General features: G+C 27.1%; 11 protein-coding genes. 3 read left to right on the plus strand and 8 right to left on the minus strand.

Features of this window, described 5'->3' with window-relative positions:
- Positions 1-119 precede the first annotated feature (119 nt).
- From NEF87_RS24260 to NEF87_RS24280, 5 genes are all read right to left on the minus strand, one after another.
- Entirely contained in the window at positions 120-1,268 is a 1,149-nt protein-coding gene (locus NEF87_RS24260; RefSeq protein ID WP_457917859.1) for a DUF4365 domain-containing protein, read from the minus strand.
- A 645-nt stretch (positions 1,269-1,913) separates the two neighbouring features.
- On the minus strand, positions 1,914-3,410 hold the full coding sequence (locus NEF87_RS24265) for a hypothetical protein (RefSeq protein ID WP_457917860.1): 1,497 nt from the start codon (positions 3,408-3,410) through the stop codon (positions 1,914-1,916).
- Complete coding sequence (locus tag NEF87_RS24270) at positions 3,394-3,720, minus strand: nucleotidyltransferase domain-containing protein (protein WP_457917861.1); 327 nt, start codon at positions 3,718-3,720, stop codon at positions 3,394-3,396. Before NEF87_RS24270 ends, NEF87_RS24265 begins: the two co-directional genes overlap by 17 nt.
- Positions 3,721-4,100: 380 nt before the next feature.
- Positions 4,101-5,852, minus strand: coding sequence for an AlbA family DNA-binding domain-containing protein (locus NEF87_RS24275; RefSeq protein ID WP_457917862.1), 1,752 nt, complete (start codon positions 5,850-5,852; stop codon positions 4,101-4,103).
- A 20-nt stretch (positions 5,853-5,872) separates the two neighbouring features.
- Positions 5,873-8,095 carry an AAA family ATPase gene (locus tag NEF87_RS24280; protein ID WP_457917863.1) on the minus strand — a complete coding sequence of 741 codons (2,223 nt, stop codon included), beginning with the start codon at positions 8,093-8,095 and terminating at the stop codon, positions 5,873-5,875.
- Between the two features lie 210 nt (positions 8,096-8,305).
- Here NEF87_RS24280 and NEF87_RS24285 point away from each other — a divergent pair, with 210 nt between their 5' ends.
- The 3 genes from NEF87_RS24285 (at position 8,306) to NEF87_RS24295 (ending at position 10,128) form a co-directional block, all read left to right on the plus strand.
- Positions 8,306-8,785, plus strand: a complete 480-nt coding sequence (locus tag NEF87_RS24285; RefSeq protein WP_457917864.1) for a hypothetical protein — start codon at positions 8,306-8,308, stop codon at positions 8,783-8,785.
- Between the two features lie 14 nt (positions 8,786-8,799).
- Positions 8,800-9,465, plus strand: a complete 666-nt coding sequence (locus tag NEF87_RS24290; RefSeq protein ID WP_457917865.1) for a hypothetical protein — start codon at positions 8,800-8,802, stop codon at positions 9,463-9,465.
- A 132-nt stretch (positions 9,466-9,597) separates the two neighbouring features.
- On the plus strand, positions 9,598-10,128 hold the full coding sequence (locus tag NEF87_RS24295) for a hypothetical protein (RefSeq protein WP_457917866.1): 531 nt from the start codon (positions 9,598-9,600) through the stop codon (positions 10,126-10,128).
- Positions 10,129-10,149: 21 nt separating this feature from the next.
- On the opposite strand, the gene NEF87_RS24300 is transcribed toward NEF87_RS24295, so the two are convergent.
- The 3 genes from NEF87_RS24300 to NEF87_RS24310 form a co-directional block, all read right to left on the minus strand.
- Positions 10,150-10,863: an adenylate/guanylate cyclase domain-containing protein gene (locus NEF87_RS24300; protein WP_457917867.1), complete on the minus strand. Its 714-nt coding sequence runs from the start codon at positions 10,861-10,863 to the stop codon at positions 10,150-10,152.
- A gap of 103 nt (positions 10,864-10,966) precedes the next feature.
- Complete coding sequence (locus NEF87_RS24305) at positions 10,967-12,676, minus strand: UvrD-helicase domain-containing protein (RefSeq protein ID WP_457917868.1); 1,710 nt, start codon at positions 12,674-12,676, stop codon at positions 10,967-10,969.
- Positions 12,664-14,439: an ATP-dependent nuclease gene (locus NEF87_RS24310; RefSeq protein WP_457917869.1), complete on the minus strand. Its 1,776-nt coding sequence runs from the start codon at positions 14,437-14,439 to the stop codon at positions 12,664-12,666. The genes NEF87_RS24305 and NEF87_RS24310 overlap by 13 nt, the downstream gene beginning before the upstream one ends.
- Between the last annotated feature and the right edge of the window lie 18 nt (positions 14,440-14,457).

A 14,457-nucleotide genomic window follows, 5' to 3' on the forward strand; every position in this document is an offset into this window, starting at 1 on the left:
ACCTTTTTCCGTTGAAACTAATGTTTTGTATAAAATTTTGCTCGTGTGGGAGAATTTATCCCAAAATTCTTATTTAGAAATTTGGTATTCTCTGGACTGTTTTTTTTTTTTGTAAAAAACTATGCTAATAAGGAATTAACTTCTTCTTGGTGTTTGAAGTAGATTTCAGAGTGTTTCTCGTCCTTTTTCATCGTTTTGATCAAAATTTTTGGAGAAAACGGAATTATGTTGCATAAGTCAGAACCAAACAAATAGATGGCATAAGCATTTACTCTTAAACTATCAAATTTCTTATCAAGAGATTTATCAACAAGTATTTTTTCCAAAATTATTTTTAATTTATCTTTATCCACAAAACTAAGAAGAAAAAATAGATTATCCCCTGGTCTCTCCTTCTTAAAATCTAACATCCAAATCCTTGATATTATTATCTTCCATTGTTCAAAAATAATTTTATTCGCAATTTCACTAAAATTTTTTTCTATTAGTTCTCTAATTTTATGATTGTATGCAAAAATTACTGCTGATAGTTGATCAAGCAATATATCAATTCCATTAAGAAAGTTTTTCTGAATTAGAAAATTAATGATAACTCCTAATAGAGGTGAAATCAGAATTCTTGGGTGATTGATCAAAAAGGAAAATGAATCATAATCCAATTCATCATCTGAATTTAATAATTTTTCCAATACCTTTAATATTGAATTATAGCCGCATTCATTTCTTACATCGTACAAAAATTCATCATAATAGAAATTCGAAAATTCATCAGAATTATTGCTGTTTGATAAATTGCTAGATATAACTGGAAGTCCTTCATCATTACTCCATAAATCTGGATTGGCTAGCCATGTTTTTACATTAATAATACTATACAATGATTTCTTTTTGTAATAGAAGAATAAAAAAACTGGCAAAGGTTGCTCATTCCAGTATTTCAATGTATGTAGATTTCTCTCAGATTTTGGTAATAAAAAATGAGCATAAGGAATTCGAGATGATTTTTGTCTAAAAAAAGTCTTACCAGATTTAATTTGAAAAATTGCCATTTCTCCCGTCAATCTCTCATCTTCATCAACAATTTTTACATAATAATCTTCTCCATAATCATGTTCTAAAGGAATTTTATGCGAAATTAAGCCACAAACATTAATGAATTCTTCAAAAAATAATTCTCCATCCCGCATTGTTTTATTATTTGAACGTACTTTTTTACTTGGCAAATCTTTTAGTTTTTCAAAAAATTTTTGTTGAACTTTGTTGACCATAAACACCCCCATCACCCATTTCTTCCTTGAAAAAAAGCTATTAACACTATCTAATCTCCTACCGTAATTATCAAAACAAAACCATAATATGAAGAAGATTACTATGTGTTTTGATCTTTAAATATTCTAATTACTTATAAAGTCGTATAGTTGTAAGTTTTTCTTAAAATTAAAGAGAGATTTTAAAAGAATATATAGATAAAAAATTTTGGACATGATTTTTCGATATAAAAATGATTTATTATCTGCAGGCTTAACAGAATTTATAAAAGATTTGTATCCATAATTATAGATTATGATTTTACCCCTAATCCCTATTAATTAGTAATTAGAAAATCAGTTGATCAAAGATTTACTTGTTTCTACACCTACATTAGGTGATCAATAAAAAAAATTGATGAACACTTGGATTATGCCAACAATACCGAATATTTCATACAAAGATTTTATATTTATATAACATTTTATATGCTTCTCAATAATATTTTGATATTTTTGATAATACTCTCATCTAAATGAAAAAAAAATCTCAATTTTTTTAATTTTTTCAGAATTAATTATTCCAAAATTTATTTTTTGAGACTCCACTGAATTACAGTTTCATAAAAAACTCTTCAAACCAAGAAAACAGAATTTATCCCTGATTTATTTCCAAAAAGGAAATAAATCAAAAATAAAATGGAATATTTCTACTATCCGTCCTTCATCAGTTTTATATTTTGAAAAGTAATATTTTTTAGATGAACCTTGGATATTAAATTCTTCAAAAGTTCCAGGTATACTTAATCTATGATTTTCAATTAGTCTATTCTTATATGTTGTATCTATCGAATTCAAATTTTCATTAATCATATAAAGGATACCTATTTTATCATTAAATCCCATGTTTCCAATTAATTCTTCAATCGGAGGATATTCTTTGAAGTTTCTAGGCCATATTTTAAATTCAAAAGAGATTCTAAACATATTATGAGATGTTTTAATATTTAGATCACATTTCGTTTTTTTTATAGTTTCTTTTTCTCTCTCAGAAATCCAATAATTTGAATGGAATTGATCTAAGAAATAATCTCTAAAATTCTCTTCCTTATATTGCTTATTGATGATTATTTCTTGCATTGTGGAATTAAATTCAATCATGTTTTGAATGTCAATAGTTTTTCCAATTAATTTATCAATAAATGAAAGAGGTATATCTAATGAATAAGAATTAAAACTTGTAATGTATTCTTTTTCTATTATTTCATTTCCATAAATACTTGAGAAGAATTCAGTCATAGCATACCTAGGTATATTATTCCAATATGATCCAGTATATTTAAATGTATTATGTGCTTTTTTTGCAGCTGCTACAATAGATTGGTATAAAATTTTGTCATCAATGGAAGAATAAAGAGAATAACCCAAGGATTGAAATTTTGTCAGTTTATCTAAATTTCTTAGAATTTCTTGTCTTAAATTTTGATTTTTAGAAATTAGTGCTTTTTCAATATCTGAATTATTTTGAGAAATATTCAATATAAAAATCCAAAGAGATATTGCATTTGGGTAAATCTGAATAATTTTTTTTTTTTTTAAGAAATTTGATAATCTTTTTATTGAAATGTTCAAACAATTTCTTGCAGTTTTACGATAAAAAGCATTTTCCATTGTATTTTTAAGATAATAACCAAAAAATTCTATTGAGAGACAATAACCATAACATACTAACGATCCTAAATATTGATCAGTGAATCTTGAACCGAGGTTACTTAAATATCGATGAATTCTTGTAAAAAAAGTTTTTAAAATTGAAATATCAGATGGAACATTGAATAATTCCATAGTTTTAAACAAAATTAACATTTGTGCAATTAAATTATTACTATTCTTGAAATCATCAATGCTTTTTTGGTTTAATAGATATCCATAATAATAAGATGATATATTTTGACCAAAAAGACTTCCTAAATGATACAACCAATTTTGAATGCTCTTATGGTTTGGATCTTTTTTATAGAAATCATTTAAGAACAATAAAAAATTTCCAGAATCAACAAAATATTGCTTTACATGCTTCAATGGTTCTTTCTTTGATTCTTCATACTTTCTTAATCGATCGGAAAAATCCTTTATCCATAAATCCTTATAAATTGTGTCCATTCCTAATTCTTCCTGAAATTATTCTATAACCTTTCTTTAAAGACTCATTTAGTTTACTTTTTTTCTGTATATTCGAATAAAATTCTTCTTCAGTTAAGCAAATTACATCTACATTTGATATATTCTTATTTTTAAAGATATTTTGGATCATTTTAATACGATCAAAAAATATTATTCTAATGAAGTAATTACTAACAACGATTAAATCAATATCTAAATTGGGATCAAGGAACTTTTTATTTACTTGAGATCCATGTAAAATAATCAATATTGGTTTCAATATATTAAGATTTTCCAGAATTTTATTCATTTTTCAAGTCTTTTCTTTTTTGGTTTTATAATAAATTACAATTAACATAATCGGAAATTTGAGTTTTATCTTTCTTGCATTCAATTCTCTGGTTTGAGTTCATAAAAAACTATTAGCTGGAATTGGGAGGAAATTGAAAAATTTTTCTGCTTTTACAAAATTAGCCATATCACTATTTCATATGATTCTAAGTTAATAATAGTGTGCTGTTGTGAATGTTGGGCAAAGATAAAAAATGGGCCAATTCTGGAGAATATTGTCATCATTGTGGTCAATCACACCATAGCTCTATTGAAAAATCGGTATGTTATCCTTGTTTCAAAAAAAAATAGTGCTTTTTATTCTGATAAACTCCTCAAAATACTTTTTTATTATTTATATTAGAAGCCTGGGGTAGTAAAAAGTGGGAGACTTATGAGATGGCCTCTTTCTTTAAAAATTTGCTTAGTCATTAATGAATTATTATCTAAAGTTTCTTTTTTATTTAACTTATGATCTATTCTTTTTTTTGAACTTGAATCATAGATTTCTGAAATCCATCTTCCTTCAATTTTTGATAATTTAAGTGAATAATGATTTATCTTCAGATAAGATATACCTTCAATAATTTTTAGGGGAAATAACTTCTGAAATTCATAAACATTATTTTCATACATGAATGAAATATGACTCCATCTTTCCTTCTCAATGGAATCGCAAAACTGATGCTGAAAAGATTCAATCCATTCCTTCTCATTTTTGTGAGCCATTTCTGGACAAATTTGATCCCAAAGTTGGTTTAAAACTCCAATACGATGTAAAGACATTCCTTGAAACATTTTTTTATATAAATCTGGTTGTTCTGATTTAATATGATCCAATTTACGACCAATATCATTCCAACTTTCGAATTTGAATTGTTCAAATATATTTTCTGTGATATCAACCCGCATTTCAACAATTTTGTCTTTATCATTCATTTGGAGATAATATTCACCAGATCCAGTCTCAATACACAATGTAACTCCTCTAATGGCAAACATTTCTAAAATTTTATCATCTTGAAAGATTTGTTGGAGAATTTCTTGAAAATTTTGATTCCGTCTGTAAGCTTCGCTTATTTCATCAAAGTACAAGTAAAATCTCTCTAATTGGATCATTTCTTGAGTTTTTATAGAAAATTGGTTGTTGATATAATTACATAACTCAAATTTAAACTGTAAATAATAATCTAAGATGAATTTTCCCTCCGCGTGAATTGTATTCTTTCCGATACTCCCATTTACTTTTGAGATCTTTTCTGGATTATAGGATATACTTATATCAAAGTTTTTTTCATTTTCATTTTGAGAATAAAAAAGAAATTTAATTAAGGTTCGAGCTGATGTGAAGTATCCAAATGTATTAGTTCCACTTGATTTACCTTCTTTTTCATCAATAGTTGTAGTTAAGTTTAAAAAATCTTGCAAATTAGATTTATGATTTCTAATAAATTCTGTTAATATTTTTAGTTGATTTGGATAATTTGGCCCCAAATCTTCATTTTTGGTAATGAAAGCTAAATCCATCAACTTCATGACTTGATTATATGCTCTAAATATTTCATTATTACTTTGTGTTTCATCATTCTGCAACTTTTTAATTTGTAGTAATTCATTGAAGGTTATTTGTTTCTTACTTCCGGATCCTCTAATCCAAAACTCATGTAAATCAACAGTTTTATTATGACATAGTTCCTTTTTATGATAAAGGGAGTATATTTTGTTTTTTGGTGTTTTTATTCTTACGATCGTAATGAACCGAGAATTTTGAAAATAAATAGGTTGAACTTCAATATTATTTATTATGTTTGGTGAAATTCTTTCATTTAGGATATTTACAAGATGGGTTTGCAGCTTATCTCCATTAAATGAATCTTCAGTTTTCATTCCTACTATTTTTTTCTCCTTATCAGTAACTCCATAAAGAATGATTCCAGTCTCATCAGTATTTGCGAAGGAAACAACATCTCTTAGAAATTCATAAGAAAATGCATCATTAGCACTCAAAAATTCTTTGAAATCCACGCGATGGGATTCATTTCCAATATCATTAAGGAAATTTTCAATATCATCAATCTTAATTCTTTCAATCTCTTTGCTAAACAAGGTCATTTTTAGTTTATTCCTCTTTTTTAGTTGAGATTTAATTTTTGGGATATTTTGTCCAGTAATTTCTCTTTAACAAATCCTTTTTCCTGAATAATGCGATAGTAATTATCTTTTTCATATATGAAGCCAAATTTTTTTGAACATTCAGCAAAAACTCTGAGTTTCAATTCCTTCCCAGGAAATTCTTTCCATTCTTCCCCTTTTTTGATAATTAATTCGATTTCTTTAGCATATGTTGCAAATCTCTCTTTGTAGAATTGTTTATCCAACGAAATATGTTTATGTTTTGTGATAAAATCTTCAATGGTTTTCAAAAAGGAATCTACACGAGTTTCTTGACTTCTTGTTTCTCCCTCTTTGTTTTCCACAAACGTTTTCGATATTTTTTTTTTGTCTTTTTCACTGAAAACCTTTGGAAATTCGTTGAAAAAGAATTTTATTTGCTTCTTTCTGATCATCTGTTCATCAACAGCTGATTTGATAATTTGTTTTATTAATTCCAAAGTAGGTTCGATTACTAAGGGGTTACTTGAAGATTTTATCATTTCTAAGAGAATTTCCGGATTCAGATACAAATTTTCAATTTCTCGAACCGGGAGAAGAAGAATCTTTTCTTGAATTTCTACTGCTCTATTCTTAAGGATCTCTGTATTTCCTTCATCATTATCGAGTATAATTAAAAATTTGAAGTTTTTATTGGTGAAATGTTGTATCAGTTTTGCATTTGCCCAATAATGTACATCTCGTTTACCTCCCAATTGCTGTAAGACTATTCGATTATCTTCCAATAACCCTGGGATGGCATTCTTGAAGAATTCAATATCATCCTTTCCTTCTACAAGTATCATTCCGTTATTCATTAGATAATCTGATGGTTTAATGCCAAGATCTTGAAAGAGAATGTCTAAGTTTTCTTTGCTATCATTGAACACTTGAGTCACTTTATCAACTCGTTTCACACGATGAATACTCCAGTCCTCCTCTGAATTGTCGATAAAATAGGGTGAATGGGTTGTGATTAGGACTTGGTATTTGCCAAGATTTTCTTTGATTATTGATAAAAGAATCTTTTGGAGTTGTGGATGGATGAAAAGTTCCGGTTCTTCAATCAGTAATATTCCATCTTCTTCAGTTTCCAAAATAAAGGCCAAAATAATAACTAGTTGCTGAATTCCTTTTCCAAGTTTGTCAAAAGTAAGTTTGTAATCAAGCTTCTTTTCTTTAAGATAAGGTATCGTAATTGGAAAATCTGAAATATGTCTATTAAGCTCTGAATTGTATTTAGGATCAAACAATGCATAATCGGGTTTTACTAAAAAATTTTGATTGATTTCTAGGAGACTTGGATAAAATCTAAACAAATAATTACATAATTTATCTAATTTTGACCTTTGATTAGTGTCATATTCTAAAATCAAAGTTGGAATTTTATTACCGGTTGCGTCTAAAGCCTTGATATCATTTGTCTCCTTTATTTTAGAAAAATGATTAAAAAATCTGTCTTCTTTAATACAACGCATTTTAGAATGAAAATTTACAATGGGTTTTAAGAAAAAATAAAGAAAAGGTTCCACTTTCAATATTTCAAAATAATTTTTATCATCTAACATATTTTTTTGAGAATTTGGAAAGCTTGTATGAAATATATTTTCAGGTATATATCTCCATTCTTGATGTTTTTCAATTGTTTTTGCAACATGAGTTGGATTACTCAGGTCTAGAATTCTGAAACTGTAATTTGACCCCAAATTTTTTTTTTCACCAAATGAGTGAGAAAACCACTCATTTTGAAAGGAAACCTTCTTGATAAAAACTCTATTATTAGATCCTGGCATTAAAATTAATTCGAATATAATATTTGCAAATGCTTCCTCGATTGTTAAGCTCTCTTTTTCATCATATTGCCTATTTTTATAAATTTTAAAAGATTCTGGATCTAAAATATAGTCCTTCGCTCTCGATCTAAAGATGTGTTTAGAATTCTTCACAAAAAACTCCCTTAATTTCAATTTTTCAAACTTAAAATTAATGATGATTTTTGCCAAAGCTGGATTTTCATCAAACATGATAAATTTATGATTAAGGTTCTGGTTTGGTCTTATTTTTTCAAGAATTTTAAAAAAATTACTCTTACCAGCGTTATTTGGACCAATTATTACCCCTAATTCTCCAATATTCTCAAAAACTTGATGATCAAAACTGAGGAGGTTGAAGATTTCTACTCGATGCAAACGAGAAATTGTCATATAATATTACTCTTGGACAAAGGTGTAGTTAAATTTTATCTAAAAATCCAATCGCCATATTTAACTTTTAAAAAAAAGGGTTAATCTTCTTGAGATAGATTCAATGAAAACATAAAAAAGTTGAGACACAATAAATCTAATGAAGATCTAAGGTTTTTCAAATCATGCATGGCAAAACAGTTTTATTGGATAAATAATCAATCTTAAACTATGAGTAGTCAAAAAGGCTTATTTACAAAATTGAAGGATAATCTTAGGAATTTGGAGATAACCTATGATGGAGAAAAAATATTCTCAAAAAAGAAGAAAAAAAATCTCCCGCTTTCAGGAAGAAAATTTAACCACCGAAAATATATTGTAGAATTTCCTGAAAGAAAAAGATCTATTGGTTTGATGGGCATTTATAACTTGATATTTTCAATCGTTCTGTTTTTGATTTTGTTAAAAATAAATAATGTATGGATGATATTAGTTCTTATTTTGTCAGTTTTCATGTTATTTTTATTAACCGGATTAATTGGACAAGAAGAATCAGAATCAAGATTGAAAATAAAAATTAAAAACCAAAAATCATTCGATGAGCAACATCCTGATTATCTTCTTAATAGGACTACTCGAGGCAGCAAAGAAATAAAAAATATCAAGATAATCTTGAACGGAAGGGGTTCTATTTTGAAAATTGGACACTAATTAATAATTGTGCAATGTGGATTCTATTTCCATTTCTTATCATTTTAGTTATTATAGGTTTGGCTGGATTATTAGATCCCTCGATTTTGATTCAACCCGAATTGATAACTGCGTCAATTATATTCAATTTCATTTTTACCCTTTGTATTTTTCGTTTAGCACATGTCAATAATAAATGTCTAAAGGGATATAGAAATATTAAGAATATCATAGAAAACAATATTTCAGAGATTAGACGGGAAGTTGTAAATTTAAGGTACATTGAAAAAATGGATCCAGGAGAGATTTCTGAGATTCTTGATAATTGGTATAAGTTTTATAATGCGCTTTATTTTGATGGGGAACTATCCCCGTTAAATTCGATTATTAAAGATTTTAATGTTCTTTTTTTCCCCATCGACAGAATATCTTCTATTATCACCACTTTTCAAAAATTAAATTCCCGATTGAAATTGCTTGATTGTTCAGATGATAGTAATCAAAATTCCAAGATATTTCGGAATACTTTAGAAAAAATTAATATTTTTAAAGAAGAACTTGAATTTGATTTAGCAATGCTTAAATCAAACAAAGTTGAAAAAAGAGCACGGTTAAATTCAACTCAGATTATAATTACGCTTATCTCATCATGTATTGTGTCAATTATTACGGTATTAACAATTCGTAAATATGGGATATAAAAAGCAAATCGTTTTAACTTAGAATTTTTTCTTGAATCATTTTGTTCTTATCTATAAATCTCATTTTTTTTCCATATTCCATTTTTTGCTGTTTCAAAACAATTAATAATTCAGAAATCAAGTATTCACTAGGTGTTTTACATTCCAAAAGATGAGTTGAACCAAGAAAAAGTTGATTACTTAAAAACCGTTTTTCAGCACAATCGCAGTATGATCCAACTGGCAGACAATAAAGCAAGTATCCTAATCCGGATTATATCTGTCCTTCTTCCCATTATGTTCGGGGTCGATTCCTATCTTACCACCATCGTGAAAGTTCAAAGTCTGACAATTTTGCAATATTCAAGTTTCATTTTATGCATTGTCCTCTTGATCATTTCCTTTTATATGTCCACAGCCGTTCTCATGGCACGCTTTGAGCAATATGATGACCATATCTTCTTTTTAAATATTATTAAGGAAAAACTCGAAGAATATCAGGATACCATTGAAGAAATGGATGATTACGTTATTTTTGAAGATTATATCAAGGAAAATTATGCTATTGCTGGGATTAATGAGAAAAAATATGCCAGTTATAAATATTCCTTCTGGTTTTTGAATATAGGGGTTCTTCTATTGGTCATTCGTTATATTGTGTTATTTTCTTTTCTTGTTTTTTAATTTATTTCTCTATTTAATTCTTTATCTATATCTACCTTGAAATTCATATATTTTATATGGTGATTTTTGACCAAAATGCGATTTTACACCCTTTAAATAATTACAATAAGGAAATGGTGGAATTATTATCTTGGAGTTATTTTTTCTTTTCGCAGAAAGTAGATGAAAAATATCTGAACCAATGCAAATGGTTGAGTTCTGATCAAACGTTGCGTGTTTTTTTCCTATTGATTCTAATCGTTTTGCTGTAATTGCAGGGCGACCAACGATGATCAATTGGGGTTTTGTCTTCAAACCTATTTTTTCAACTTTAATTAGTCCGAAATCAATTCCTATTCTTATCTTAAGGTCTGGAAATTTATGCTCTTTTTTCAGAACAATTAATAATTGAGACATTTCTAAGGCAGCATTCAAGGCATTTTCACAAGCTAATTCATCTGGTTGATTTTTATCACAGAAACTTATCATTGCACCATCCCCTGTATATTTGTCAACAATTCCTTTCTTTTCATTCACAATATGAAAAACCATATGTAGAAATGGACTTACATATCTTATGAATTCATTCTCTTCTAACTTTGATGAATTAGCAATATCCAAAACCAAAATTGCTGCTTTTAGTGTTCTTCTTTCTCCAATGGCCATTTCATCAATATTTGGAAAATGATTACTATTCTTTTTACCTGGGTTCTTTCTTTTGTTTAAAAATTTATTTAAAACTTGTTTATCTACCACTATCGTCTTTCCCCCTATTCTTAAACTACTAATACATCACTGTATTTGCTTTTGAAATTTACTCTTTTATTGTCATGAGTAAAACTTTGATTTTAAAAAAAAACTATATTTGTATTAGGTAAATACATTTTTTTGTTCGGGTTAGAGAAGTAAAACAGATATTATCTTCTTCTGATTTTAATCTGGTTTTTTTTTTTGACGGATTATAATCATAATAAAATACTATATCAAATTCTAATCCTTTTCCTTTATGATGTGTCATAACTCGAATTTTATTGGAGTCGTGTGGCAAAATTTGGTCTATATTTATGGCAATTCGCAAATGATTAAGTAAACTGCTTAATAAAGCCCTGCTATCGTCAGATTCATATTTATTAAAAACAATAAAATTCTGTACCTCCACTGATATTTTTTTTTTAAACTCGGAAGAAAAAAAATTATCATCGTAATTGAAAATGAAATTAATCAATTTTATTATATTAGAAGTACGTTGAAAAATAAACTTATTTAAATAATCCTGATAATCATTGGGTAAATCTACAAGCAGTATGGGATTGTGGTTAAGATAAAATTGTAATGAAAAGCAAAATTTATCGAATTCATTAATTTGATCTTCACTAATATCTAATTCAGATATAGGTATTCCATATTTAATGAGTTCTTTTTTAATTTTCAATACAATTGAATTAGTCCTCGCAAAAATAACGATTGATTCTGCTTTTATTCCCTCCTTTGTCCAAGAAAGTATTTCATTCTTGATGAATTCTATTTTTTTTTGTAAATTATTTGGATTTATTTCTTTTTGTATAATTTTTGCATCATTTTTATTTCTGAAATCAACATTTTTAATTAATCCCATGGATAAAGTTTCATTTGTATACTCTATGATATTTTTAGGATTTCGAAAATTTACTTCAAGTTTCAAAAGATTCGCATTGGTTTTTCTAATAAATTTATCAAAAATTGAAGGAAGACTACCAATCCACTTGTAAATAGATTGATCTTCATCCCCCACAACCATAAGATTTTTTGTTTGTTGAGCTCTCCATAATAACAAAATGAAATTTAACCGGTAATAGGTGCAATCTTGAAATTCATCTACAAGAATAATTGGAAACTTGATATTCAATATATAACGAATATTTTTATATTTTTTAATCATCCAAATTGCACATAACTCCATCAATTCAAATGGTAAAAGCCCATTTTTTATATAATATTTTAAAACATCTTTAAAATAGTGATATTCTGCTTCCCATGGACAATCTTTTGGACATTTTAGTTCATCTTCACATTTCTCATGAAATTTCCAAAATAGACCATTTTTTGTTGAAACATCCCCCATCGTAAATTTTTTGCATTTCTTCACAAATTCAGATAATATATTTGTTCTAAATTTCTTTAATTTATTTTGATCACCTTGAACCATTTTTTGAGAGGGTACAATTAATTCACTTATTTTTTGATTTACTTCTAAAAATTCATTAAATAATAAGTTGCCATGTTTGGATATTAAATAATAATAAAAAGCGTGAAAAGTTCCAATCCAAATTCTCGATTTAATTGTTTTTTCATCAAATTTTTCATTAATTTGATCTCTCATATCCATTGCCGCTTTGTTCGTGAAAGTCAAACACAGAATTTTTTGATTTATGTCTAAGTAATTATTTTGAAGCAAAAATTCAATCCTTTTAACTAAAGTATAAGTTTTACCACTTCCTGGTCCCGCTTTAATTACATATGTTCCAGAAGGTGATTCTATACATAAATTTTGTGATGGAACTTTGATAATAACATCTCCTAATCCTTGCAAATGAATTCCAGAATGGCTCTTATTTCTTCACGAATATCTTCTTTTACAATAATATTGCCAACAACAAAACACATATATTCGGTTTTATTTTTACTTAAAATGGAAATCAAGCCCTTTCTTAATAATTTGACTAACTCAATTTGATCTATTTTCTCATATTGATTAAAAATTTCTTCAAGCATTTCAAAACTATCAATCTGTTTATCAAATTTTTTGTTGTGGTATGTAATTATTTTTGAAATTATTTTGCTTACATTAGAGAATTGAGATTGATTTTCCGCAATATCTTTAATAATCTTGAAGAGGGATGGTATTGTAAGAGCTTTCCCAATAAGAGATTCAATTGCATTATCTATTTTAAAAACTTCCACTTTTTTGGATTTTAATCTTGCTTCAATTTCACTATTGTCACCTTTATCATCATCAATGATCACTTTTATAGATTTTTCAAAAAAATTGTTTGCTTCTACGGCATTTTCAATTTCAGAGCAAGAACCGACATAACGAAGGGAAATACCTTTATGATTTAAATCATATCGTTCATCTTTCATAGAAAAATATTTAATATACCACCAATCTGTTTTTCCTTCAATAATAATAATTTTTCTCGCAAAAATTATATCTGGGAATATTTGAAGAGTATTCAATATCCATTTTTTTAATTTCTTATCTTTGTATTGCTGAATTGATTTGGAATTTACGGTCGTCATATTGTTTAAACTTTTATGATAAAACAGATAATTCGATTCTTCTGTTGGAAAAGGAATATTTGATGAATGAGTGGATACAATTAATTGATAATTCTCCGAATCTTCCCCGATCAATTCTTGAATAACATTTCTCCAAAAAGAGATCAAATACCGTTGGCTATGGGGATGAAGATGGATTTCTGGCTCATCAATTAAAATTGAAAAAGAATTACTATTCGATTTATATTCTGATTCTAAATATATTTGGAATAAAGTATTTATAAAAAAATTTTTCAACCCATCTCCAATTTCAGTTGGCTGAAATTCTTTTGATTCTTGTCTTAACAATATTTGAAAATTATAGAGCAATTTTTCCTCAGTAGATAATCCAAATTCCAAAGAAGGATCAAGAATGGCTAATCTTGTATCATATTCAAATAAATCTCTTAATTTCTCTTTCAATTTATGATTGAACTCTTTTATTGAACCTCTTTTGTTCAAATTTAAGTTAATTTTCTCAATTATGGCAATCAATTCATCTTTCATTGAAGAATCAAGAATTTTCTCTAAAATTTTAGTGAATATTCCTTTTCTATTTCTAAGATTGATTGTTGCTTTTACATCATTAGTTGAGCTTATAAGCATGAAATAATAATTTTCCAGTAATCTTTTGTAAACTGCGAAATTTTTTTCTTCCATTTCATCAATTATAACAAAAGGATTGATCTCAATTTCATCTTCGTGATTTTCCACTTTGATTTTTAGAATTAATTCAATATCTTGTGGGTTTGAAGAATCTAAATTTGAGAAATAAGCTTCAAAAGCAGCAATTTCTTTAATATTGAAATTTTTAAAAGTTAACCATAATTCAATAGGCTTTTTTTTATCAATAAATTGCTCTAAATTAAAGAAACGATATCTTTCTTGCTGATTGGAAAAGAATTGCTCAATTAGTTGAAGTGAAAGAGTTTTTCCAATATTATTTTGACCTATTATATAATTCAGGGTATTAAATTTTATAGTGGCATCTTCAAAGCAAACAAAATTATTAATTTTTAATTGGTTAATTTGCATATTTACACTCTCCATTTA

This window comes from Candidatus Lokiarchaeum ossiferum, assembly GCA_025839675.1.
Taxonomy (GTDB): domain Archaea; phylum Asgardarchaeota; class Lokiarchaeia; order Sigyniarchaeales; family Promethearchaeaceae; genus Lokiarchaeum; species Lokiarchaeum ossiferum.